A 24690-nucleotide genomic window follows, 5' to 3' on the forward strand; every position below is an offset into this window, starting at 1 on the left:
GGTCTCACAGGGTTGAAGCGTTGAGGCTGGCCTCGGCGATCGACTGCTTGTCGATCTCGCCGCCTTCCAGCGACCTCACGATGCGCCCTCTCGAAAAGATCAGGACGCGGTGGCAGATGGCGGCCAGCTGCTCGTAGTCGGAGCTGGCGCAGGCGACGGCGGCACCGCCCGCGGCGATGTGCTGGATGCGGGTGAACACGGTCTGCCGCGCGCCGACGTCGACGCCCTGCGTGGGCTCGTCGAGCAGCACCAGCCCGGGGTTCATCTGCAGCCACTTGGCCAGCACCACCTTCTGCGCGTTGCCGCCGCTGAGCGAGGCCATGGGCAGCGCGGGATCCCCGGCGGGGCGGACGTCGTACTCGGCCATCAGCGCCCGGGCGCTGCCGCGCATGGCCCGGCGGCGCAGCCACCATGTGCCGAGATCGCGGCCCAGCCGCGGCATGGTGATGTTGTCGGTGATCGGCAGCGCGCCGATCGCCCCGGCCTTGGGCCGGTCCGAGGGGATGAGCGCGATGCCGGCGTCGATCGAGGCGGCGGGCGACATGTCCGGGACCGCGAGCTCGCGCCCGTCCAGCACCAGCGTGCCGCGCCCGGGCTTCGCGCCGTAGATCAGGTAGGGCACCTCGTCATAGCCCGATCCGATGAGCCCGGTGAGGCCCAGCACCTCGCCCGACGCTACCGAGAAATCTATGTCGCGCACCGTCGTGCCGCCGAGCCCCCGGACCGCCAGTCGCTCGCTGCGCTGGGGCGGCAGATTCGCGGGCGGCGCCGCAAGCTCGAGCTTGCGGCCTACGATCGCGGTGATGAAATCCTCGCGCGCCGCCTCGGCCGTGGTCAGCCGCGCCGCCACCGCGCCGTTGCGCAGGATCGTCGCCTTGTCGGTGATCTCCATCACCTCGTCGACGTCATGCGAGACGAAGATCACGCTCGAACCCGCCCGCACCACGGTGCGCACCAGCCCGAAGAGCTGCTCGACGTCGCGCTGCGGCAGGAAGGGCGTGGGCTCGTCGAGGATCAGCAGCCCGCCGCCCCCGGCGCGGCGCTCGATCACCTCGGCGGCGGCGCGGACGATGGCGATCAGCGCCCGCTGCACCGGCGAGAGCCTTGCCACCTCGACCGACGGGTCGACATCCACATCGTAGCGCGCCAGCAGCTCGCCCACGCGCCGGGTCTCGCGCCGCCAGTTCACCGCGAGCCGGTTTTCCAGCGCGAGGTCCTTGATCAGCATGTTCTCGGTGACGGTGAGCGAGGGGATGAGCCCGAGGTGCTGGTGCACGAAGCTGATCGGCAGCGCCGCCAGCGCCGCCTGCGTCAGCTCGACCTCGGCGCCGTTGACCCAGAGGCTGCCGCCGGGATCCGGCGGGTGAAACCCCGCCAGAACCTTGATCAGCGTCGACTTGCCCGAACCGTTCTGCCCGAGCAGCCCGTGCACCTCGCCCGGGGCGATCGACAGGGACGCCCGGTCGAGCGCCCGGTGCCCGCCGAAGGTCTTGGAGACCCCCTCGCAGCGCAGCACCGGGACCGTGTCGCTGACGACGTCCAGCATCACTTCAGCTGCCACAGCTCGTCGAAACCGGCCTGGTAGGCGTCGCCGTAGCCCTTGGACAGTTCCGGCGGCGTGCCCGCGTCCATGGCATTGGCCTCGGTGAACATCATGAACGGGATCTTGGGATCGTCGATCTCGTCCTCGCCGCAGAGCAGGCGCATCTCGCTGTCCATCACCGAGTGGGCGATCCAGTCGAGGTTCTCGCCGATGTCCATCTCGACCTGGCCCTTCTGGACCATGCCCAGCACGAAAGGCGTGCCGTTGAAGGCGTTGATGTTCAGCCGGTCCTGCGCGCCGGTGATGGTCACCGCCGGCAGCACGAACTGGGACATGCTGTCATAGATGACGATGATGTAGTTCACGTCCGGGTTCGACATCAGCGCCGATTGCACGCCGGGGGTGATGCGGGTCGCCCAGTCGGTGCCGATGTAGTCGAGGAACTGCGCCTTGCAGGTCTCGCATTTCTCCAGCTCGGCCTTGATGCCCGAGACCATCGAGTCGGTGGACAGCGGGCCGCTCGAGATCAGCACCAGCGCATTGAGATCGCCCTCGGTGCTGACCACCGCGTGATCGACGAGCAGCGCCCCGGCCTTGAAGTAGTCGATCGGCACGTCGCTGTCGGTGATCTCGCGGATCTCGGCGGACTGCTCCATGCCGTTGTTGTGCGAGGCCACGACCTTGATGCCGGCCTTCTGCGCCGCCTCGATCTGCGGCTTGAGCACGCGGGGATCGACGCCGCCCAGCAGGTCGATCAGGTCGACGCCCTGGTTGATCGCCGTCTCGATGCCCTGCGCCCATTGCGCGACCTGGCCCTGGTTCTCCCAGGTGGTGAACTCGAAACCGACCTTCTCGGCCACGCCGGCCATGGCCTGCTCGATGTTCGAGGTGAAGGGGTTGGCGCTCGACTGCGGGATGCTGAACACCTTCTTGTCGGCCATGCACGACTTGGCGTCGAAGCTCGGGCCGGGCGCCACGAAGCTGGGCTTGCCCGCATAGGGCGCGATCTGGGCTTCGAAATAGGACAGGTCTTCGGCCTGGGCGAGCCCGGCGGACAGCAGCCCGGCAGCGACCGAAAGGCCTGAAATAGCGAGGTAATTTTTCATCTTTATCTCCTGTTGGACGCAGGCCTGACAGCCGCGTGGGGAGGGCGCGATTTATGCCGTCAATATTGTCTGCACTTTTGACATCATTTGTGCCGGCACACCTTCGCAAGGCCTTTTTCCGTCCCGACACCGGATCTCGCGCCCGCCCTGCCCTCGACGGCGAAGAATTAATCACTCTGGCGGAGGATGGCCCGGCGGGCAGGCCGCGGAAGGCGGGATCCCGGCTCCCACGGGGACGGTTACATCAGGTGAGTCGCGCCGTGGGCGGGCCGCTGGGGGACCGATCCCCGCATCTTGCGGCACCCATGGAAATCCCCGGACACCCGCCAAGATAGCGAAGACCGGAGGCCGCCGTGACGGCCACGCTCCGGCTGACCCTTCTCAGGGCACCCGCCTCTTCACTTCTATATAGAAGTGGTTGACTCATCTTTTCCACCTGACTACCCATGGCCGCGGGAAGGAGCCGCCATGCCATCACAAGACCGCCTCGAGGAAGACAGCCGCCTGCCGGCCTACCTGCGCCTGCGCGACCGGATCGCCGCACGCATCGCCGCAGGCGAATGGACGACCGACGACGCGCTGCCCTCGGAGAACGCCCTCGCCCGCTCATCGGGTTTCTCGGTCGGCACCGTGCGCAAGGCGCTCCAGCAGCTGGTGACCGAGGGGCTGCTCGAGCGGCGGCAGGGCGCGGGAACCTTCCTGCGCAAGCCCGCCTTCGAGCCGACGCTGTTCCGCTTCTTCGCGCTGCAGGGCGAGGATCGCGCCCAGAGCATCCCGGTCAGCCGCCTGATCGCGCGCAGCCAGCAAAATGCGCCGGCCGAGGTCGCGCAGGTGCTGGGCACCGAGGACTGCATCCGCATCGACCGCCTGCGCCTGCTGCAGGACCAGCCGATCCTCATCGAGGAAATCTGGCTACCCCGCGCGCGCTTCGACGGGATCGAAACGGTGGCCGAAGGCGAGATCGGACCGCTGCTCTACCCGTTCTACCTCGAGCGTTTCGGGGTCTTCGTCGCCCATGCCGAGGACGAGGTCAGCTTCGCCAAGCCGACCGCCGCCGTCTCCAAGCGCCTGCGCCTTGCCGCCGGTGACTTCGTCGCGGTGATCGAACGCACCGCCTTTGCCCTCGACGGCAGCGCGATCGAATGGCGCCGGGCGATGGGGCCCGCACGCAGCTTCCGCTACCGAAGTCGCATCGGCTGATGCGCTTCGCGGTCCGGCGCACCCCGTTCCGGACCACCCGATAGGGCTCGAGCGCGTCCACTCCGCGCTCGCCCGACTTCCCGGCCCCCTCCACGGAGCCCTCCCCTCCCTTGCAGGAGCGGGGCCGGGAAAGTTCTGCCACACGACCAGAAGGACCCGGCATGACCTCCAGCCTCCCCCTCACCGGCATCGACACCCATGCGCATATCTTCGACCCTTGCGCGCCGATGACCCCCGGGCGGCGCTATGCGCCGCGCTACACGGCGAGCGTCGAGGCCTGGCTCGGGCACATGGAGCGCGCGGGCCTCAGCCACGGGGTGCTGGTCCAGCCGAGCTTCTACGGCACCGACAACCGGCTGGTCGCCGAGGCGCTCGCGGCACATCCCGGGCGGCTGCGCGGCATCGCGGTGCTCGACCGGCTGGTTCCGGAAAGCACGCTGGCCGAGATGGATGCGCAGGGCTTCGTCGGGGCGCGGCTCAACCTCGTCGGCAGGGAGCTCGAGGAATACGCCGACCGCGACTGGCAGCGCTTCTTCCAGCGCCTCGCCGAGATCGGCTGGCAGGTGGAGATCCAGCGCGCCTTCGAGGATTTCGCGCGGATCCTGCCCGCCATCGCCCGCGCCGGCTGCCCGGTGATGATCGACCATTTCGGCCTGCCGCAGGGCGGTATCGATCCGGCAAACCCGGCGCACAAGGCCGTGCTCGAGGTGCTGCGGGCGACTCCGAATGCCTGGGTGAAGCTCTCGGCCCCCTACCGCAGCGGGCAGGACGCAGCGCAGGCCGCGACCTCGCTCGCGCATCTGCGCGCGGCCATGGGCGGAATGGACCGTTTGGTCTGGGGTAGCGACTGGCCGCACACCCAGCATGAGAAAGACACCAGCTATGCGCGGCAGGCCGCGCGCCTCGCGCAGCTGCTGCCCGACCCCGCCGACCGGCACCGCGTCCTCGTCGAGAACCCGGCGGCGCTCTTCCGTTTCACCTGACACCGCCCGCGAGACAAGGGAGGACACCATGAGTCTCATAACCGTGCTGGCCATCGTGCTGGCGATCATCCTCGGGTACAAGACCCGCATCAACATCGGCCTCTTCGCCATCGCCTTCGCCTATCTCATCGGGGCGTTCCTGATGGGGATGAAACCCTCCGAGATCATCGCCATGTGGCCGCTGAAGATCTTCTTCGTGATCTTCTCGGTCTGCCTCTTCTACAGCTTCGCCATGGTCAACGGCACGCTCGAGAAGCTGGCCGGGCAGCTTCTCTATCTCTGCCGCGGCGCGCCCTGGCTGCTGCCCTACGCGGTCTTCATGACCGCGACCGTGATCGCGGGCATGGGCGCGGGCTATTACACCGTGCTGGCCTTCATGGCGCCGATCACCCTGCTGCTCTGCCGGCGCACCGGCATGGACCTGATCCTCGGCGGCATGGCGGTGAACTACGGCGCACTCGGCGGGGCGAACTTCATGTCGAGCCAGTCCGGCATCATCTTCCGCGGGCTGATGGCCAATGCCGGGATCGACGCCAACACCGCCTTCGTCAACAGCGTGGCGATCTTCCTCGCGACCTTCCTGCTGCCGGTCGTGGTGATCACCCTCATGCTCTTCGTCACCGGCAAGCACCGCGGGCTGCAGGCGGATCTCGAGATCGACCGGCCCGAGCCGCTCGACCCCAAGCAGCGTCAGACGCTCTGGCTGACGCTGGCGATGATGGCGATCGTGCTCGCCGCCCCGTTGGCCCACCTCGCCCTGCCCGGCAGCGAGACCGCCGCCTTCATCAACTCGAAGATCGACATCGGCCTCATCGCCAGCGTGTTCTCGGTGATCGCGCTGCTGCTCAAGCTCGGCGACGAGCGCAAGGCCATCGCCTCGCTGCCCTGGCCGACGCTGATCATGATCTGCGGCATGGGGATGCTGATCTCGGTCGCCATCGAGGCCGGCACCATCGACCAACTCGCCGCCTGGATCGGTGGCACAATCCCGCCCGCGCTGGTGCCGCTGAGCTTCGGCGTGGTGGCGGCGATCATGTCGCTCTTCGCCTCGACGCTCGGGGTGGTGACGCCGGCGCTCTTTCCCATGGTGCCGCCGCTGGCGGCGCAGCTGGGACTGAGCCCGATGCTGATGTTCACCGCCATCGTGGTCGGCGCGCAGGCGACCTCGATCTCGCCCTTCTCGTCGGGCGGCAGCCTGATCCTCGGCTCGGCGCCGGATGCCGAGCTGCGCCACAGCCTCTTCACCCGGCTGCTGCTGCGCGCCGCCCCGCTCGGCTTCGTCGCGGCCATGTTGATGAACCTGTTGCTGACCTTCGTGCTCTGAGCACAGGCTGCAAGGGGGTGGCGGACATCCGTCTGCCACCCCCGGGCGGGAATTCCGCCAGGGCTCATCTTCGGCCTTCGGCTGACGGGCGTGGAGCCGAGCGAGAGAGGCAGGCGTTGGGCTCCTGGTGGATCGCGGTGGCCTCGCTGCGTAGCAACCTCAGAAGAACATCCCGTCCAGCCGCTCGAAGACCCAGAAGGTCGCGATGGTGCCGATCCCGTAGGCCGCGGCGATCGGGGCAACCTGCGGCAGAGTGACCAGCCGCCGCAACAGCGCCACCAGCCCCAGCAGCGCCGCGATGAAGGCAAGCTGACCCAGTTCAACCCCGACGTTGAAGAACAGCAGCGCCAGCGGAATGTCGGTTTGCGGCAGCCCGATCTTCACCAGCGCCCCGGCGAAGCCGAAGCCGTGCAGCAGGCCGAAGGCAAAGGCGACGATCCAGGGCCAGCGGGTCGCGAGGCTGTGGCGGCCGCGGCGCAGGTGGATGGCCTCGACGGCGACCAGAAGGATGCTGAGCGCGATCAGCGTCTCGACCGGCGGCGGCGGCAGCGAGACGTAGCCGAAGGTCGCCAGCGCCAGCGTGATCGAATGCGCGACGGTGAAGGCAGTGACGGTCTTCAGCAGCATCGGCCAGCCGCGCACGATCAGCATCAGCGCGGCGACGAAGGTCAGGTGGTCGACCCCCTCGAGGATGTGCTGCACACCGAGCCGGGTGTAGGTCTGCACCACGGCCCAGGTCGAGGGCGCCTCGGGGATGGTCACGGCGGGCTCGCGCGGGCGCAGCAGGAAACTGTGATGCGTGCCGTCCAGCAGCGCGACATTGACCAGCGTGTCAATGGTGGTGCGGTCGAGGTTGTCGATCCGCAGCGTGGTGCCGGGCAGGCCACGCTCGCCGCTCAGGCCGAAGCGGAAGAGCACGAAGCCATCGACGACGGTCTCGCCCGGGCGCGCTGCCAGGGTGAACCCGGGATCGAAGGCGGGGCGGATGTTCTGAACCATTCCGTCGCGGGTCGGCACCTTCCACAGCAGCTCGTAGCGCTGCGGCGCGACCTCGTCGATCTGCAGGAAGGCGGGACGGATTTCATGCGCTCGGGCCTGCGGGGTCAGCGCGCAGAGGCAAATAAGGATTGCGGAGAGCAGGCGCAGGATCATGGGTGGGCATACTCCTGCCGCACCGCTTCGGGCACGCCCTCGGCTTCGAGGCGGACCTCATAGCGGTCCAGAAGCTCTCGGAACATCTGCTCCTGCGCGTCCAGCACGGTGTAATACTCGTACTGCCGGGCGACAAAGTCGCGGATCTCCTCGAAGGGGGCGACGTGCTCGGCCTGGTTCTGCGTGACCAACACGAGGTGCAGCCCCAGCCCCGAGCGCACGGGCCCGGACCATGTCCCGACCGGCAGTTCCGAGAGCGACTCCGCGAAGCCGCCGCCGAAGGAATTCTCCAGCGCCTGCGCCGGGGTCAGCGCCCAGTCCGTCGGCACAGCCAGCTTGCCGCGCTGGCCGGGCGGGACATCTCCGCCGCCCTGCAGCGCCGCGAGCGTCGCGTCCAGCGCCGCGTAATCCGCCTCGGCGGGCAGGTAGAGCACCTGCCGGAAGGCGTAGGACTGCGGCAGCGTGAAGAGGTCGGGACGCGCCGCGTGGAAGGTCCGCAGCTGCTCCTCGGTGGGGGGCTGCATGAGCAGGCTCAGATCGCTCGACACGGCTTCCATCTTCTGCGCCAGCCGGGTGCGGATGATGTCGTCATCCTTGTCGAGACCCATGCGCAGGGCCTCGCGATAGAAGACCTCCTGCCGCAGGTGGCGGTCGATGATCGCCTTCAGGTCCTCGGGTGAAGGCTCGCGTTTCCACTGCGCGGTCCAGAGCGTCTGCAAATGGTCGAGCCGGGCCTGATCAAGCGTGATGACCTCGGCCTGCGGCCCCGCGCTCTCCTGCGGGGCCAGCCAGTTCCATGTCGCGAAGAGCAGCCCGCCCAGGACGAGGAAATGGACGAGCGGCTCCCTGAGGATTGACTTCAGCATGGGGCGCCTCAGTTCACCTCGTGCCAGATCGGCGAAGCCCAGGCGCGCTCGACCAGCTCGCGCTTGACGTCCTCGGGGTAGCTCACCCCCTCGCGCAGCTCGTCGTAGAGCGTCCAGCGCGCGGTCGGCAGCTGCAGCACGCGGGCGTAGTAGAAGGCCTCGACATCGGGGTTCCAGTCGGGGTCGGTCCAGACCGTCGTCAGCTCGGGATCGCCCTTCTCGGCGTTGAAACTGCCCGTGGCCATGTCGATCGGCGCGTCAATCGGCGTGACGCTGCCATCCGCCTGCAGGCGTTCACCGGAGGCGACGACGTCGTAGATCGTGTCCTTCATCTCGCCGTTCTCGTACCATCCCTTGATGATCTGGATGCGGTCGAGGTTCGGCCCGATCGGGTCCTTCATCGCCCAGACGAGGAACTGCGGCGCCTCGGTGCCGGTGTAGTCGCCGCCCATCGGCACGCCCTTGGCGTAGCCGTCGGTGACCATCGCGTCATAGCTGTCGTAGCTCTCGGCAAAACCCTGCCCTGCGAAGACGCGCACCTTCATGCGCGGGCCGGAGGTGGCGAAGGTCTCCTTGGCGAGCATGGAATCCCAGATGGCGCCGCGGGTGTTGGAGGTCGCCCAGACCGCGGTCAGCGCGCCGGGGTTCACGTCGGAGATCAGCATCTCGCCCTCGAGCACCGAGGTCGCGCGGATCTCGGCGGTCTGGTCGGCATAACCGTGGCTGCCGACCGCGAAGTTGTCTTCCTCGACGTTGCTCGGGGTGCCGTTGTGATTGTCGGTGCCGCCGACGAAGCCATACTTGAACGGGTTCACCCCGAGGTCGGCATTGTACTTGATGCCGCGCCCGAGCCCGTAGCGGACGAAGTTCTCCTTCACGAAGGCCCGGCCGTTGAAGCGCTGGATCGACACGGCATTCTCGAAATCGGCGAACTCGTCGTTGGGCCAGAAGTTCGGCACCACCTCGGAGTTGCCCTTCACCTGCATCATCTCGATCAGCGGCTCCATCGAGGCGCGGGTCTCGGCATAGTCCCTGCTGATCGGCACACCGGTCAGGCTCGCCTCGGCAAAGAGCAGCCCCTTGGATTCGTTGGAGTTGTGCGGGATGGCGAAGACCTTTTTGCCGTCGTCGCGCTGGGTCTGCATCCAGGACCAGAGCATCTCGGGATCGGCGCCCTCGTTCGACGAGAAGGGCATGTCGGGCACGTTGGTGTCGCGGAAGAAGACGTTGCGGTGCTGGTTCGCGCCGCCCGGCGCCGAGGTCCATTCATAGGCGTGGATCGTGGTGAAGGTGCCCGGGTTGTAGTGCTTCTCGGTCGCCTCGAAGTTCTTCTTCCAGGTCGTCTTGATCGCCTCCTCGCCCTGGAAGAAGGACGGGTGCGGATCGCCGCCGCCGGCCAGCGGCGTCAGCACGTACTTGCCGTAGAGCCCGAGCGCGGTCTTGAGATCGGGGGCGGTGCGGAAGGCCACGGCGATCTCGTCGTCATAGCCCGGCGCCCCCTCGTTCATCAGGCTGTAGGCCTCGCCCATGAATTCCGCATGGTCGGTGACCGCGACGAAATCGAGCGGGCGCTTGATCTTGTGCATGCTGCCGTTGACCATGATCTCCTCGCCCTTGGCGAAGCGGTAGGCGTCGTCGGGAGTCAGCCGGTTGCCGCCGATGAAGGCATCCATCGACACGCCCGTGTGCACGTGCTGCTCGCCGAAATAGGCCTCCTTCAGCGGATTTGTCGGGGCGTCGGCCTCGGTGGCCTGCGCCAGCGCGCCGGTGGCGGTGCTTGCAAGAAGGGCGCCAAGACCCAGAAGTGGCAGAAAATTCAGTCTGGTCATGATCAAATGTCCTCGTTTCGGCGGAAACCCGAAGTCTGGTAATGTCGGCAGCTTGGCGCGCAAAGGGCTCGCGCATAGCGGGAGTAGACTATCCGGCACAATGGGATAACACTGCCCACCCATGGGTATTTCGAAAAATATTGACCTAACGGCACAGGACCGTCGCAGGATCGAGGGACGCGGGTGGCTCTACCGTCAGCCCGAGGCGATCCGCACCGCCGTACTCGAGGCTTGCGTACTGATCGAACTGGGGAGCGGCGAGAGCGCCATGCACCTCGGCGGCGAGGACGGCGGGCTCTACGGGCTGATCGAGGGCTGGCTCGACGTGCTGATCTCTCCCGGCGCGATGGAGCCCGCGCTGGTGCATGTGGCGACCACCGGCTGGTGGTTCGGTGACAGCGCGCTGCTCACCCGCAGCCCGAAGCGCGGCGCCCATGTCGCCCGCACGCCCTGCCGCATCGCGCACCTGCCCGCCGAGGCCGCCGAGCGCATGGCCCGTGAAGGGCTCGACATCTGGCGCAGCATCGCCTTCATCTCGGTCGGCGTCATCGACCATGCCTTTGCCGCGGTTGCGGCGAACCGCTGCCCCCATCCGCTCGAGCGGGCGCGGCTCACCCTGCGCATCCTGCTCGGCGCCGGCCTGCCCTTCGCCGCCGGCGCGCCGCTCGACCCGCCCGTGCTGCCGATCTCGCAGGCCGAGTTCGCCGAGATCGCCAACCTCTCGCGCAACGCGGCGGGGGATGCGCTGAGGGACTTGGCGCAGCAGGGGATGATCCGGCTCGGGTATCGGGAGATCGAGGTCCTGGATCGGAGGGCACTGGGGTTGGCGTAGTTTGCCTGCCTCTCCGAGCTGGTCCACCCACGTTGCGCGACGTCCGGCAGGATTTCGGCGAACAGGAGGACGACGGAATGGCTGGAAAGCGTGAGAAGCCCGAAGCCATCGTTACCAGGCTTCGGCAGCTCGAGGTGCTGCATGGCCAAGGGCCTGTCGACGGCCGAAGCGGTGCGGCAGATCGGGTGACCTGCTCCCCTTTGAGCTGACCCCAGCGAGTGGTCCGGGTTAAATGCCGATGCATGGTCGGCCTTCGGTCTACTGAAATGAAGACCTCGGGCGCCGGCGCCCGATATCCGAGGGCACTATGCGGCCGCCCCGTTTACAGACTGTTAATCCTTCTTCTCGGTAGATCCGCTTTTATCTCTCAATTGTCGAGTTTCATGAGGATATCAGACAGAGCAAACAGGTCCTCCGAGCCATTGCGCAACCTGCCTCGAAGCGGCCGACGAAATCCTGCGCAATCGCCGCTCGAAGTTCGTCAGGTCACAGCGGGATCACCACACGCAGGACCGCAGCTCGCCGCCAGAAGATGACGGCGAGCTGGGAGAGATGAAGTTATTTCGCAGGCATCATGACCTTGTCGATGACATGGATGACGCCATTGGACTGGCGCACGTCAGCGATGGTAACTGTTGCCACGTTGCCCTGCTCATCCGTCAGCGTGACCTTGTCGCCGTCCATCTTCGCCTGCAGCGTGCAACCGCCCACGGTGGGAACCGCGTGCGAACCGCCGTCATCGGCGATCATCTTGACGATGTCCGTCGACATCGCGTTCGCCGACACCACGTGGCAGGTGAGAATCTGGACAAGGCGCTCCTTATTCTCATCCTTCATGTAGCCGGCAAGCACGTCCTCGGGGATCATTGCGAAGGCTTCGTTCGTGGGGGCGAAGACGGTGAAGGGGCCTTCCGAGCTGAGCGTTTCAACCAGCCCGGCCTGCTTCACGGCAGCGACAAGCGTCGTGTGGTCGGCCGAGTTCACGGCATTCTCGACAATCGTCTTGTCAGGATACATGGCCGCGCCGCCGACCATCGGGTTTTCCTGGGCGTAAGCTGCGCCGGACATCGGCAGAACGAGCGCGAGAACTTTAAGGCAATTGGTATTCATGACGAGAAACTCCTCCCATACGGCCCGGAAAAACATCTTCCGGACATGTCAAAGTTTACGCAGGCTCAAGAAATTCGGATCAAAGTTCACCGATCACGCGCCAGTGATCGTCGAGTAAAATCTTGTAAACGAAAGATAAATATCGACACCTCAATCTTGAACGCGATGGGCGCATTGATGACTGCGCACCAAATCGGACAATCCCCTGACCGCGCTTTTGCGCCCCTATGTGAACCCTTCGACGAAGGCGGAGGTGTGGCCATGACTTGTCGAGAGGAAGCCGCCTCCACCATGGCCACGGCCACCCACCACCTTCCGAACGATATTGCCCTCGCTCAGTGTTTGACGTTCCTTGTCCCCGCGCGGCCGCACTGGTCTGGCTGCAGTTGGCCGGTGACGGCATGGCAGGCGGCGTGCCGCGACTACCTGGTCAAGTCCGTCTCCCGGCCGCACACCAAGGCGCAGGCAGAGAGAGATGCCAGGGCGGCTCCGCTTCTCGATGGGGAGTTGTAGCGATGGGCGTTCCTGTATTCACCGCGGCCGAGCTGCCCCGCGCCGCGGAGGTTGCATCCGAGTTCTGGTGGATCGTCGAGGTCTGCCCGCGCCAAGGAACCATCCGGCCTGTCCCACAGGAACCCGGCGCGATAGCGTCGTCAAAGCCAACAAAAAGGGGGAACTCGTGCGACGGGGTGCTCGATTGAAACACCCAACCGGTCCGGGACCTTCCGAAGCGGGAAGCCATGCTTCTATTTTCGACCCAAAGGGCAGAAGGGCACGCCGATGCCTGATCTGCCTATTGATCACCCTGGGTTTCTCGCGGCCTACGTCGCTCTGGCGGGTGAACCGATCAAGTCCAAGCCCGAACCGCGCACAGGCACGATAGGAGCCGCTCTGAGGGCCTTCAGGGCCTCCGACCGCTTCCTATCGTGCGCAGAGTCCACCCGCGGCGTCTGGATGCGGTTCCTGACCGAGATGGAGGACACGTGGGGGCGCTCGATGCTGGCCGACCTCGAGACGCGCCACATCCGCAAGGACCTGGCGCGCTTCGAGCCACACCCGGCCAACAATCGCCGTAAGGTCTGGCGCGCTTTCTGCGGCTGGTGCGTCGACGCAGGACATATCAATGACGACCCCGCGGAGAAGGTGCGCCCGAGAGCCACACCGAAGACCGACGGCCAAACGCCATGGACGCGCGAGGATGTCGCGGCGTTTCGCAAGCATTGGGAGCTTGTTACCGCGCAGCGCATCGCGTTTGAACTCATGCACCGGACGTGCGCGAGCATTTGAGACGCGTGCGTGCTTGGGCCAGGGATGATCCGCGACGGCTGGCTGACCTACATCAGGAAGAAATCCGGAAGCCTGGCGACCTGTCCCATGGGCACCGACGCTCCGGCCTGGTTCGAGCACACCGACGACCTTGCCGAGGCCGAAGCAGCACAACCGCTGAAATACATGACCTACATGGTCACCAGCACCGGCCGAGTGCGATCGCACAAGGCCGCAGCGCAATGGTTCAGTCGCGCGTGCGATGACGCCGGGCTTGCGCATCTTTCGGCTCACGGCATCCGGAAGCACCGGGCCAGCATATTCAAGGAGAATGGCGCGACCGCGGAACAGCGGATGGCCGTCCTTGGACACGAGACTGGGGGCGAGGCCACGCGCTATAGCAAGAGCGCGGACCTGCTCAGGACCATAGAGGGAACAGAAAGTTCCAACTCGGCCGTACCCAGTTCCAACTATCGTTCGGAAACCAGTTAAAAGCGGCGACTTTTTGGGAAGGTGGCGCACCCGAAGGGATTCGAACCCCTGGCCTCTGCCTTCGGAGGGCAGCGCTCTATCCAGCTGAGCTACGGGTGCCTGTGGCGGGTCTTACGGCATTGCGGAACGCTCCGCAATGTCAAATCGGTGCCCCCGCGCGCTTCTTTTCGGCCTCTCACGCGGCCTTGGCTGCCGCAGGGTTAGCCGTGTTTTCCGGGACTTGCGGGGCCCGCGCGCACCGTCGCATCCAAGGCATCTACCGCCGCCGGAGCCGCGACAGCGCCGTGTCCTCGAGCGCCCAGGCCCCGATGCCGTCGCGGATGCCGGCCGCCATGCCGGCGCGCCAGGCGCGGTCCTGCAGGTGGCGCAGGTCCTCCTCGGTCGACAGGAACCCCACCTCGATCAGCACCGAGGGAATGTCCGCCGCCTTCAGCACCGAGAAGCCGGCCTGCCGCTGCGGGCGCTTGTGGACCTGCCCCACGGCATTGCGGATCCCCTCCACGAGATGGCTCGCCAGCGCCTTGCCGCGCGGCGCGTTGTCGAGCCGCGCGAGGTCGAGCAGCACGTTCGCCACCCGGTCGTCCGAGCCCGACAGGTCGAGCCCCGCGAGGATGTCGTCGCGGTCGTGGCGCTCCGCCAGCGCGGCGGAGGCGGCGTCGGAGGCATCGTCCGAGAGCGTGTAGACCGTGGCGCCATGCGCCACACCCTGCTCGATCGCGTCCGCGTGCAGCGAGATGAAGAGATCGGCACGGGCATCATGGGCGAGCGCGACACGGCCTTCGAGCGAGACGAAGACATCCGCGTCGCGCGTCATCAGCACATCGTAGCCGGCGCGGCGCAGCACCTCGCGCAGGTCGCGGGCGAAGGTCAGCATGAGGTCGGCCTCGTTGTGCCCGTCGCGCTGCGCACCCGGGTCGATGCCGCCGTGGCCGGGGTCGAGCACGATGCGCAGCGGCGCGGTCTCGGCCCGGCGCGGCGCGGCCTTGGCCGTCGGCTCCGGCAGGTCCCAGCGCGGATCGCGCGGCGTGCCTGAACGCGCGGCCATCGTCTCGGCGCTGCTGGACTCGAGCCGCAGGGCAAGCTCGGCGCCGCCGGTCTCGGTCGAGACGCTCATTCCGGCGCGGGAGATGATCATCGGCCCCGCGAGGTCGGCCACCAGCCGCGACCAGCCCGAGCGGAACGGGCCCATGCGCAGCGACTCCACCGCCTCGGAGCGGTCCATGGCGGCGGCATCGGCGCCGGTCCAGTCGACCTCGCGGAAGTCGATCACCAGCCGCGGCGGGTCGGTCAGGGTGAAGGCGCGCCACGGCACGCCCTGGCTCAGCGAGAGCGTGAGCTCGGTGCCCCTGCCCCAGCCGCCGTCGCTGACCCCGCCGGCGGCAAAGCGCGCCTGGCCGCCAAGCGCCCGGTCCTGCCCAAGGTCCTGCGCCTGTGCGCCGCCGCCCAGCAGTGCGCAGAGCGCGCCCGCCGCGATGATCCGGAGAAAACTGCCCATCCGCCCGTCTGTCTTCTTGTTGTTGGGCCGGAGCCTAGCAGCCCCGCACGGGATTCGCACGCGGGGACATGCTTGGACCCGCGGTCCGGGAGGTCAGCCGCGCGCGTCCATGAAGGCCTTGAGCCGCGCGAGCCCCTCCTCGATCTCCGCCGTGCCGCGGGCGTAGGAGAAGCGCAGCGTCCCCGCCCCGCGCTCGGGGTCGAAGTCGAGCCCCGGCGTCACCGCCACCCCGGCCTTCTCGAGGATCTCGGCGGCGAAGGCGCGGCTGTCGGTGGTCAGGTGGCTCACGTCGGCATAGACGTAGAAGGCCCCGTCCGGCGGCGCGATGCGGTCGAACCCGGCCTTCGGCAGGCCCTCCATCATCAGCGCGCGGTTCTTCGTGTAGACCGCGAGGTTGGCCTGAAGCTCCTCGGTCGCGTCCATCGCCGCCAGCGCCGCGACCTGCGAGGCGTTGGGCGCGCAGATGAAGAGGTTCTGCGCCAGCCGCTCGACCTGCCGGACCTGTGCCTCGGGCACCACCAGCCAGCCGACCCGCCAGCCGGTCATCGAGAAGTACTTCGAGAAGGAGTTGATCACGCAGACATCGTCCGACACCTGCAGCGCGGTCACCGGTTTCCGGTCGTAGTCGATGCCGTGGTAGATCTCGTCCGACAGGAAGGAGGCGCCGCGCGCCTGCGCCGCCTCGACCAGCGCCGCGAGCTCGGGCTTGCCGAGCATCGTGCCCGTGGGATTTCCGGGCGAGGCGACCATGACGCCCTCGCACGCCGTGGCGGCGATGTCCTGCGGGACCAGCTGGTAGCGGTTCTCGGCCGCGGTCTGCACCTCGACGGGCCGCAGGTCGAGCGCCTTGAGGATCTGCCGGTACGAGGGATAGCCCGGCGCGCCGAGCAGCACCCGATCGCCGGAATCGAAGAGCGCCGAGAAGGCGAGGATGAAGCCGCCCGACGAGCCCGGCGTCACCACCACGCGGTTCGGGTTCAGGTCGACGTCGTACCACTCGCCGTAGAGCCGGGCGATACGCGCGCGCAGCTCGGGAATGCCGAGCGCCACGGTGTAGCCGAGCGCGTCGTTCTCCATCGCCGCGGCCAGCGCCTTGCGGGCGGCCTCGGGCGCGGGGGAACTGGGCTGGCCGACCTCCATGTGGATGATGTGGCGGCCTGCGGCCTCGGCGGCGCGGGCCTGCTCCATCACGTCCATCACGATGAAGGGATCGACCGCCCCCCGGCTTGAGTTTCGCATGTCTCTCTCCCATGGTGGCTCGGCACATCGTCTTCGGGCGGAGTACGAAGCTTCCGGGGGAGGGTCAATGCCGGGACCGCGCGCCGCACTGCGCCGCATCGCCACGCTCTGCGCTGCCGCGGTCCTGCTTGCGGCACCTGCCGCGCATGGCGCGACGCTGCTGCGAGACGCGGACCTCGAGCACGCCCTGACCGAGATCGCCGCGCCGGTGCTGCGCGCCTCGGGGCTGAGCCCCGCGCAGGTCGATATCATTGTGCTCAGGGACGACACGCTCAACGCCTTCGTGACGGACACGACGCGGATCTTCCTGCACTCGGGCCTGATCATGAAGCTGCCCGACGCCAAGTCGCTGCAGGCGGTGATCGCGCACGAGGCCGCGCATATCACCGGCGGGCACATCACCCGGCGCACCGAGAACATGCGCGCCGCCCGCACCGCCGCCGGGCTGGGCATGGTGCTGGCCGCCGCGACCGGCGCGGCCACCGGCAGCGGCGAGGCCGCGCTGGGGCTGGCGCTGGGAACGCAGGGCTCGGCGCTGCGCAGCTTCCTCGGCCACAGCCGCGCCGAGGAAAGCTCGGCCGACATCGCCTCGATCCGCACCCTCGTGCAGGCCGGGATCGACCCGCGCGGCGCGCTGGAGGTGCAGGAGATCTTCCTCGGGCAGGAGGCGCTGAACGTCGGGCGGCAGGATCCCTACATGCAGAGCCACCCGCTGACCCGCGACCGGTTCCGCGCCACGCAGGGGCTCGTCGCCGCGGCGCGCGTGCCCGAGACCAACGATGCCGCCGCCGACTACTGGTTCCTCCGCGCCCGCGGCAAGCTCTCGGCCTTCCTGCGCGCTCCGGGCTGGACGCTGGGCCGGCTCGGCGACAGCGGCAGCCGCGACATCGCGCTGATGCGCGAGGCGGTGGCGCGGCACCGGCAGACCGACCTTCCCGGCGCGCTACGGGCCATCGACGGCGCCATCGCGCTGCGCCCCAAGGACGCGTATTATCACGACCTGAAGGGGCAGATCCTGCTCGAGTCCCGCCAGCCGGCCGAAGCCGCCCGGGTCTATGCGCAGGCCCGCGGCCTTGCGCCGGGCAACGCGCAGGTGCTGGGCGGGCTCGGCCGGGCACAGCTCGCCTCGGGACAGTTCAAGGCCGCGCTCGCCACGCTCGAGGAGGCACGCGGCCGGGACTGGGCCGACCCGCGCATCCTGCGCGACCTCTCGGTCGCCTATGCGCGCGCGGGCAACGACGCGATGGCCTCCGAGGCGACGGCGCAACGCTACGCGCTCGAGGGCCGGATGCAGGACGCAGGCATTCATGCGAAACGCGCGGTGGATCTCCTGCCGCGCGGATCCGCCCCGTGGAACCGCGCGCAGGATGTGCTAGACGCATCTGAGCGCGCCGCAAGGAAACGCTGACACCGCCCCGAGCGGGCGCCCCATGACCGACGGAGACAAGATGCAGACCTTTTCGACCCGCCGCACCGCCCTTCGCCGTGCCGCCGCCTCGCTGGCCATCGCCAGCGGGCTCATGGCGCCCCCTGCGCTGGCGCAGGACTTCGACCTTCAGAAGCTGACGCCCGAGCAGCGCGAGGCCTTCCGCGCCGAGGTCCGCGAGTACCTGCTCGACAATCCCGAGGTCATCATGGAGGCGGTGAGCGCGCTCGAGGCCCGGCAGGCCGAACAGCAGGCCGCCGCCGATGGCGACCTCGTCGATTCCTTCGCCGGCCCACTCTTCGACGACGGTTACAGCTGGGTGGGTGGCAACCCCGAGGGCGACGTGACCATCGTCGAGTTCTCGGACTACCGCTGCGGCTACTGCCGCAAGGCCTTCCCCGAGGTCGAGGAACTGGTGAAGAGCGACGGCAACATCCGCATCGTGATCAAGGAATTCCCGATCCTCGGACAGGATTCCATGACCTCGTCGCGCTTCGCCCTCGCCACCATGCTGGTCGCGGGCCCCGACGCCTACAAGCAGATGCACGATGCGCTGATCTCGCTCAAGCAGGAACCCTCGGAGCCCGTGCTGACGAAGCTGGCGACGACCCTTGGGCTCGACGCCGACGAGATCCTTGCAAGGATGAGCGATCCCGAGGTGGACCGCCGCATCAAGGAAACCCACGAGCTGGCCTCGAAGCTGCAGATCAGCGGCACGCCGACCTTCGTCTTCGGCGACCAGATGCTGCGCGGCTACGTGCCGATCGACGGGATGCGCCAGATCCTCAAGCAGGTGCGCGACGAAAGCTGAGACTACCCAGCGGGCGAGGCGGCGCGGGCCCGGGTCGGTCGCGGGCCTCCCCCCGCCTGTGACGCGGCCGGCGCGGCCGGGAAGCAGAGGCGCGCACAGGTGCCCTGCCCCGGCCCCGGCGAGCTCAGCTCGAAGCTGCCGCCCGACTGCTCGGCGAAGCCGCGCAGCATTGCGAGCCCCAGCCCCGAGCCCTGCCCCACCGGCTTGGTGGTGAAATAGGGCTCGCAGACCAGCGGCATCAGGTCGGGCGGAATGCCGGTGCCGCTGTCGCGCAGCTCGAAGCAGACGCCGTGCCCGGCCCCCAGCCGCGCAGCTTTCGCACAAAGCTCGATCTCCCCGCCCCCGGGCATCGCGTCGCGCGCGTTGCAGATCAGCTCGATCAGGCAGGTCTGCAGCTTTGGCGCGTCGACGCTGACCTGCGGCAGGTCGGGATCGACCCGCAGCCGCAGCTCGTGCTCCGGGGTCAGCACCTCGGCGGCGCGGCCCGGCACCCCCTGCAGAAGCTCGTCCGGGCTCAGCGCCATGGGACGCAGCCGCGCGCTGCTCGAGATGGCGAGCAGCTGGCCCGTCAGCTCGGCGCCGCGCCGCGCCGCGCGCTCGGCCTCGGCCATCAGCTCCTCGCGTTCGGCCGCCGTGTGAGAGAGCCGCGCCAGTTCCATGTTGCCCAGCACCGCCGTCAGCAGGTTGTTGAAGTCATGCGCGACCCCGCCGGTCAGCTGCTCGAGCGCCTGCCCGCGCGCCTCGGCCAGCGCCGCGCGCGCGGTGATCTCGAGCCGCTCGCGGGTGCGCATCACGTTCCAGGCGACGCGGCAGAAATAGAGGTAGCAGACCAGCAACGCCACGCTCACCAGCACGGTATCCGGGGTGCCGGGATGGGCCAGCCAGAGCCAGACGGCGCGGGCCAGCACCCCCACCCCCATGAGCGACAGGTCCAGCATCAGCAGCAGCCGCATCTGCACCCGGTACGACAGGGTGTTGAGCAGCGCCACGAAGATGAAGAGCAGCGACAGGATTGTCAGCCCCGGGTCGGACTGCACCCAGAGGATCATCCCGCCGGCGATGTAGGCCAGCCCCGAAAGCACCAGCGTCGCCACGGGCAGCACCAGGTGCCGCCGGTAGCCGCGGTCGGGAAGCGAGGTCACGACGTGGAAATGCAGCGCGAAGGTGGCGAGCATGACGCCCAGCCAGGGCAGCATCGCCTTCACGTCCATGAAGACCCAGATGGCGAGCGCGGCGGCGCCGACGAGCCCGATGCTCAGCAGCCCCTGCGAGCGCCGCATCCCCTCGAGGCTGCGCAGCGCCGTCAGGTCGAGCAGTTGGTCGGCGGGCGGGATGATCCCGGCCAGGACGCGCGCCCGCCGCACCTTGACTACTCCGCTGCCTGCGCCTTCGAGGCCTCGTCGGCTTCGATCTGGGCAGCTTTCTTCTCGACCTCCTCGACGATGTGGTCGATCATCTGGTCGTTCGACATCTTGTAGCTCGCCTTGCCCGCCAGGTAGACCATGCCCGAGCCCGCGCCACCGCCGGTGAAGCCGACATCGGTCATCAGCGCCTCGCCCGGCCCGTTCACCACGCAGCCGATGATCGACAGCGACATGGGCGTCTTGATGTGCTCGAGCCGCTGCTCCAGCGCCTCGACGGTCTTGATCACGTCGAAGCCCTGCCGCGCGCAGGACGGGCAGGAGATAATGTTGACGCCGCGGTGGCGCAGGCCGAGCGATTTCAGGATCTCGTAGCCGACCTTGACCTCCTCGACCGGATCGGCCGAGAGCGAGACGCGCAGCGTGTCGCCGATACCCATCCACAAGAGTTGGCCAAGGCCGATGGCGCTCTTGATCGTGCCCGAGGTGAGCCCGCCCGCCTCGGTGATGCCAAGGTGGATCGGCTTGTCCGTCGCCTCGGCCAGGCCCATGTAGGCGGCGGCCGACAGGAAGACATCCGAGGCCTTCACGCTGATCTTGAACTCGTGGAAATCGTTGTCCTCGAGGATGCGGATGTGGTCGAGCGCGGACTCGACCATCGCCTCGGGGCAGGGCTCGCCGTATTTCTCCAGCAGGTGCCTTTCCAGCGAGCCGCCGTTCACCCCGATGCGCATCGAGCAGCCATTGTCACGGGCGGCGGCGATCACCTCGCGCACACGCTCGGGGCTGCCGATGTTGCCGGGGTTGATGCGCAGGCAGGCGGCGCCGGCAAGGGCACTCTCGATGCCGCGCTTGTAATGGAAATGGATGTCCGCGACGATCGGCACCGGGCTTTCGCGCACGATCTCCTTCAGCGCCTTCGAGCTGGCCTCGTCGGGCACCGAGACGCGCACGATGTCGGCCCCGGCCTCGGCGGCGCGCTGCACCTGCTCGACGGTGGCCTTCACGTCGGAGGTGATGGTGTTGGTCATGGTCTGCACCGAGATCGGTGCATCGCCGCCCACCGGCACGTTGCCCACCATGATCTGCCGGGACTTGCGGCGCTCGATGCTGCGCCAGGGGCGGATCGGGTTGTGGCTCATGGACAGAAAGCCTCCTGAGGGCATGCGTTGGTATTCAGCCGCAACATAGCGCCCGCCGCCGCCCGAAACCAGAGGCGAGCCGCGCCGGAAGCGCGGCGTCGCGGACGCAATGGCGTGAGACTTGGCTCAGTCGGCCCGGACGAGGTCGCCGCTCAGTTCGGCCACGACCCGCGAGAGGTCGGCGTCGCGGGTGAGATCGGCCACCTTGTAGGCGGTGGTCAGGTGCTCGACGGAAAGCGGCAGGTTCTTGGTCACCGTCCCCGAGGCGCCGACCGGACCGTAGGTCTGGCCGTTCACCGCGAAGTAGACCGCGCCGGATTCGCCCACGCGGACGCTGGCCGGGTCCTGGGTGGCCGGGGCCGTCCAGGTGTCGCCCGCGCGCATGGTCTTCTCGAAGATCACCGAACCGTCGGCCGAGCGCACGCGCACCCAGGCCGGACGCACCGCGATCATCGTCACGCCGGGCGCCGCGTCCTGCAGCACCTTCGGCGCGCCGGGCTGGGTCACCGCCGGGGCGGCCTGCGCCACCAGCGTCTGCGCCGCCGCGGGAACCGCATTCTCGTTCAGCTTGGCCAGCACGCGCTGCAGGTCGCCGTCGGTCTCGGGCACGGCGGGCTTGTAGGCGGCGGTCACCACCTCGGGCAGCAGCGCCACGTCGCGGGTCACCTGCCCCTTCGGCCCGAGCGGGCCGAGGGTCTGGCCGTTGGTCGCAAGATAGAGCGCGCCCGACTCGCCGACCGTGAGGCTGGCCTCGGACTGGCCCTCGGGCACGGTCCAGGTGTCACCCGGCTCCATCACCCGCTCGTAGAGCACCTTGCCGTTCGCACCGCGCACGCGCACCCAGGCGGGGCGCACCGCGACCAGCGTCACGGTCTTGCCGCCAAGAAGCGCGGCCTGCGGCTGCTCGGTTCCGGGCAGCGGCGCGGGAAGCCCGGCCACCTGCATCTCGGCCCCGACGGTCGTGGGATCGACCTGCGGCAGCTGGTTGCGCTCGGCCTGCGCGAAGGCGCCGACGGTCGAGGGATCGAGCGAGGAGATCGGCGCGTCGCGCGCCACCAGCACCGGCACGTCCAGCGCCTTGGGGCGGTAGAGCCGGTCCAGCGCCTCGTTCGAGGGCGGCGAGAACGGGCCCGCGCCATCGGCGCTCGCGACCTGCTGGCTGCCTTCCTCGGGGGGCGTGACCGTGGTGGTCTGCACCGGGTCGAGATCGCTCAGCACCAGCGGCGTCTGGTCGACGGGCGCGACCTGCACCCGCTGCACCTCGCGCAGGACCGCGTAGCCGCCGTAGCCGATGCCGCTCAGCAGCGCGACCAGCACCAGCAGCGAGCCGATGGCTCCGGGCTCGATGCGCGAGAAGAAGGACTCGCCCGCGGGCACGAAGGGCATGCGGGGATGTTCGAAGATGTCGCGCGCGACCGGGGCCGGCAGGTCGCCGTTGCCCTTGCGGATCGTCGAGGCCCTCTCGGACATGCCATGCGCGACGGCAAACCCGCTCTCCTCGCAGAAGAGCCGGTAGCACTCGTCGGGGTCCATGCCGAGATAGCGCGCGTAGGAGCGGACGTAGCCGGCGATGAAGCCGGGCGTGTCGAAGGCCGAGGGATCGCAGTTCTCGATCGCGGCGATGTAGCTCGCCTTGATGCGCAGCTCGCGCTGCACGTCGAGAAGGGATTTGCCCATGGTGGCGCGCTCACCGCGCATCACGTCGCCCAGGTGCAGGGTGAAATCGTCGAAGCCGCGCGGCGTGGTGTCCGCGTTCATCTCGTCTTCAGACATACGAGGGGAATTACGCCCAATCATGCGTTCCGCCTTGTGCTCCACCGTCCCAGACTGCGCCTGCCAAATCACGGGCTCGCGATTCGGGTCGCGGCCTTTATTGAGGTTACGTTAGCACAGAACAACTGAAATTACACAAAATCAGGTGGTCATCGGCGCGCTTCTGCGCAGGATGCATGGGTTTTCCCCATTCCCCGAAGGAAGTTTCCGGAACAAAACAGAACCCCGCGATTTTGGAAACCGCGGGGTCACAATAACACGATTCTATTCGAAGGGATCCGCCTTCCGCGCGGATCAGGCGCTCAGTTCCTGGCGGTTGAGCGCACAGTGCGACCAGAGCGCGTCCATGGCCTGGATCAGCTTGTCCATCTCGTTCGGCCCGTGCACCGGCGAGGGGGTGAAGCGCAGCCGTTCGGTGCCGCGCGGCACGGTCGGGAAGTTGATCGGCTGGACGTAGATGCCGTAGCCCTCGAGCAGCATGTCCGACAGCTTCTTGGTGTGCACCGGGTTGCCGACGATCACCGGCACGATGTGCGAGCCGTGGTCGATGATCGGCATCCCCAGCCCCTTGAGCCGCAGCTTGAGGATCTTCGCCTGGGTCTGGTGCCGCTCGCGCAGCGCCTGGTCCTGCTTGAGATGGGCGATCGAGGCCGCCGCCCCTGCCGCCACCGCCGGCGGGATCGAGGTGGTGAAGATGAAGCCCGGCGCGTAGGAGCGCACCGCGTCGCACATCTTGGCCGAGGCCGCGATGTAGCCGCCGAAGACGCCGAAGGCCTTGCCCAGCGTGCCGTTGATGATGTCGAGCCGGTGCAGCAGGTTGTCGCGCTCGGCGACGCCGCCGCCGCGCGGGCCGTACATGCCCACCGCGTGCACCTCGTCGAGGTAGGTCAGCGCGCCGAACTCGTCGGCAAGGTCGCAGATCTCCGCGATCGGGCCGAAGTCGCCATCCATCGAGTAGACCGATTCAAAGGCGATGAGCTTGGGCGCCGCGGGATCGTCGGCTGCCAGAAGCTCGCGCAGGTGCGCAAGGTCGTTGTGGCGGAAGATGCGCTTGGCACCGCCGTTGCGCTTGATCCCCTCGATCATCGAGGCGTGGTTCAGCTCGTCCGAGTAGATGATGAGGCCGGGGAACAACTTCGGCAGGGTCGAGAGCGTGGCGTCGTTGGCGATGTAGGCCGAGGAGAAGACCAGCGCGGCCTCCTTCTGGTGCAGATCCGCCAGCTCGGCCTCGAGCCGCTTGTGATAGACCGTGGTGCCCGAGATGTTGCGCGTGCCGCCCGAGCCGGCGCCGGTGGCGTCGATGGCCTCGTGCATCGCGGCAAGCACCACCGGGTGCTGGCCCATCCCGAGGTAGTCGTTGCCGCACCAGACGGTGATCGGCATCTCGCTGCCGTCCGGCTTGCGCCAGGTGGCATGGGGGAAGCGGCCGTTCTTGCGTTCGATGTCGATGAAGGTGCGATAGCGCCCCTCGGCGTGAAGACGGTCAAGGGCTTCGTCGAGCTTCGCGGTGTAGTCCACCGGTATCTCCTTCCTTCATCTTGTAGAGGCCGCGTTCGGCGCGGCGCTTATGCGGTCTCGGGGCCGCATTCATGGTCGTGAATGGATACCGTTCAGGCAGCCCCGTGTCCACGCTTTAGAATGAGACTAACCGTCGCGCCCTTGATTTGAATCAAGACTTTTGGAGTAACGTTTCCAAACGAGGTTTCCCTTAGTGTCACCGTGCCGCGCATCGGCGCCCGG

20 protein-coding genes and 1 tRNA gene are annotated in these 24690 nt (G+C 68.0%); 8 read left to right on the top strand and 13 right to left on the bottom strand.

The window, feature by feature from the left end:
• Window positions 1–4 precede the first annotated feature (4 nt).
• The gene (locus PVT71_RS16245) at window positions 5–1546 is read right to left on the bottom strand and encodes a sugar ABC transporter ATP-binding protein (RefSeq protein ID WP_353475108.1); all 1542 of its coding nucleotides are present in this window, start codon (window positions 1544–1546) and stop codon (window positions 5–7) included.
• Complete coding sequence (locus tag PVT71_RS16250) at window positions 1546–2649, bottom strand: substrate-binding domain-containing protein (RefSeq protein ID WP_353475109.1); 1104 nt, start codon at window positions 2647–2649, stop codon at window positions 1546–1548. Before PVT71_RS16250 ends, PVT71_RS16245 begins: the two co-directional genes overlap by 1 nt.
• 468 nt (window positions 2650–3117) lie before the next feature.
• Between PVT71_RS16250 and PVT71_RS16255 the strand changes: the two genes are divergently transcribed.
• The 3 genes from PVT71_RS16255 (at window position 3118) to PVT71_RS16265 (ending at window position 6156) form a co-directional block, all read left to right on the top strand.
• A complete protein-coding gene (locus PVT71_RS16255) occupies window positions 3118–3849 on the top strand; it encodes a GntR family transcriptional regulator (protein ID WP_353475110.1) in 732 nt (243 codons plus the stop codon).
• Between the two features lie 161 nt (window positions 3850–4010).
• Complete coding sequence (locus tag PVT71_RS16260) at window positions 4011–4832, top strand: amidohydrolase family protein (RefSeq protein WP_353475111.1); 822 nt, start codon at window positions 4011–4013, stop codon at window positions 4830–4832.
• Window positions 4833–4860: 28 nt separating this feature from the next.
• The gene (locus tag PVT71_RS16265) at window positions 4861–6156 is read left to right on the top strand and encodes an SLC13 family permease (protein ID WP_353475112.1); all 1296 of its coding nucleotides are present in this window, start codon (window positions 4861–4863) and stop codon (window positions 6154–6156) included.
• Between the two features lie 159 nt (window positions 6157–6315).
• On the opposite strand, the gene PVT71_RS16270 is transcribed toward PVT71_RS16265, so the two are convergent.
• From PVT71_RS16270 to PVT71_RS16280, 3 genes are read right to left on the bottom strand one after another with little or no spacing between them, the layout of a single operon-like run.
• On the bottom strand, window positions 6316–7308 hold the full coding sequence (locus tag PVT71_RS16270) for a HupE/UreJ family protein (protein ID WP_353475113.1): 993 nt from the start codon (window positions 7306–7308) through the stop codon (window positions 6316–6318).
• Window positions 7305–8174, bottom strand: a complete 870-nt coding sequence (locus PVT71_RS16275) for a peptidylprolyl isomerase (protein WP_353475114.1) — start codon at window positions 8172–8174, stop codon at window positions 7305–7307. The genes PVT71_RS16270 and PVT71_RS16275 overlap by 4 nt, the downstream gene beginning before the upstream one ends.
• Window positions 8175–8182: 8 nt before the next feature.
• Window positions 8183–10003, bottom strand: a complete 1821-nt coding sequence (locus PVT71_RS16280; protein ID WP_353475115.1) for a DUF3604 domain-containing protein — start codon at window positions 10001–10003, stop codon at window positions 8183–8185.
• Window positions 10004–10124: 121 nt separating this feature from the next.
• On the opposite strand from PVT71_RS16280, the gene PVT71_RS16285 reads away from it, so the two are divergent.
• Window positions 10125–10835 (top strand): Crp/Fnr family transcriptional regulator, encoded by a 711-nt coding sequence (locus tag PVT71_RS16285; RefSeq protein WP_353475116.1) that lies wholly within the window; start codon window positions 10125–10127, stop codon window positions 10833–10835.
• A 558-nt stretch (window positions 10836–11393) separates the two neighbouring features.
• On the opposite strand, the gene PVT71_RS16290 is transcribed toward PVT71_RS16285, so the two are convergent.
• Window positions 11394–11945: a fasciclin domain-containing protein gene (locus PVT71_RS16290; protein WP_353475117.1), complete on the bottom strand. Its 552-nt coding sequence runs from the start codon at window positions 11943–11945 to the stop codon at window positions 11394–11396.
• A 780-nt stretch (window positions 11946–12725) separates the two neighbouring features.
• On the opposite strand from PVT71_RS16290, the gene PVT71_RS16295 reads away from it, so the two are divergent.
• A complete protein-coding gene (locus tag PVT71_RS16295) occupies window positions 12726–13232 on the top strand; it encodes a hypothetical protein (protein ID WP_353475118.1) in 507 nt (168 codons plus the stop codon).
• A gap of 24 nt (window positions 13233–13256) precedes the next feature.
• On the top strand, window positions 13257–13703 hold the full coding sequence (locus tag PVT71_RS16300) for a tyrosine-type recombinase/integrase (RefSeq protein ID WP_353475119.1): 447 nt from the start codon (window positions 13257–13259) through the stop codon (window positions 13701–13703).
• 22 nt (window positions 13704–13725) lie between these two features.
• Here PVT71_RS16300 and PVT71_RS16305 read toward each other — a convergent pair.
• The 3 genes from PVT71_RS16305 to PVT71_RS16315 all read right to left on the bottom strand — a co-directional run bounded on the left by PVT71_RS16305 (window position 13726) and on the right by PVT71_RS16315 (window position 16437).
• Window positions 13726–13802, bottom strand: a tRNA-Arg gene (locus tag PVT71_RS16305).
• A 157-nt stretch (window positions 13803–13959) separates the two neighbouring features.
• On the bottom strand, window positions 13960–15198 hold the full coding sequence (locus tag PVT71_RS16310; RefSeq protein WP_353475120.1) for an N-acetylmuramoyl-L-alanine amidase: 1239 nt from the start codon (window positions 15196–15198) through the stop codon (window positions 13960–13962).
• A gap of 93 nt (window positions 15199–15291) precedes the next feature.
• On the bottom strand, window positions 15292–16437 hold the full coding sequence (locus PVT71_RS16315) for an aminotransferase class I/II-fold pyridoxal phosphate-dependent enzyme (RefSeq protein ID WP_353475121.1): 1146 nt from the start codon (window positions 16435–16437) through the stop codon (window positions 15292–15294).
• Between the two features lie 67 nt (window positions 16438–16504).
• Here PVT71_RS16315 and PVT71_RS16320 point away from each other — a divergent pair, with 67 nt between their 5' ends.
• Complete coding sequence (locus PVT71_RS16320; protein WP_353475122.1) at window positions 16505–17845, top strand: M48 family metalloprotease; 1341 nt, start codon at window positions 16505–16507, stop codon at window positions 17843–17845.
• A gap of 40 nt (window positions 17846–17885) precedes the next feature.
• The gene (locus PVT71_RS16325) at window positions 17886–18674 is read left to right on the top strand and encodes a DsbA family protein (protein ID WP_353475123.1); all 789 of its coding nucleotides are present in this window, start codon (window positions 17886–17888) and stop codon (window positions 18672–18674) included.
• A gap of 2 nt (window positions 18675–18676) precedes the next feature.
• Here the strand turns inward: PVT71_RS16325 and PVT71_RS16330 are convergent, their stop codons facing one another.
• From PVT71_RS16330 to hemA, 4 genes are all read right to left on the bottom strand, one after another.
• Complete coding sequence (locus PVT71_RS16330) at window positions 18677–20038, bottom strand: ATP-binding protein (RefSeq protein ID WP_353475124.1); 1362 nt, start codon at window positions 20036–20038, stop codon at window positions 18677–18679.
• 5 nt (window positions 20039–20043) lie between these two features.
• Window positions 20044–21177, bottom strand: coding sequence for a flavodoxin-dependent (E)-4-hydroxy-3-methylbut-2-enyl-diphosphate synthase (gene ispG / locus PVT71_RS16335; protein ID WP_353475125.1), 1134 nt, complete (start codon window positions 21175–21177; stop codon window positions 20044–20046).
• Between the two features lie 126 nt (window positions 21178–21303).
• A complete protein-coding gene (locus PVT71_RS16340) occupies window positions 21304–22935 on the bottom strand; it encodes a RodZ domain-containing protein (RefSeq protein WP_353475126.1) in 1632 nt (543 codons plus the stop codon).
• Between the two features lie 309 nt (window positions 22936–23244).
• Complete coding sequence (gene hemA, locus PVT71_RS16345; RefSeq protein WP_353475127.1) at window positions 23245–24468, bottom strand: 5-aminolevulinate synthase; 1224 nt, start codon at window positions 24466–24468, stop codon at window positions 23245–23247.
• Window positions 24469–24690: the final 222 nt, after the last annotated feature.

Source organism: Salipiger sp. H15, assembly GCF_040409955.1.
Classification (GTDB): domain Bacteria; phylum Pseudomonadota; class Alphaproteobacteria; order Rhodobacterales; family Rhodobacteraceae; genus Salipiger.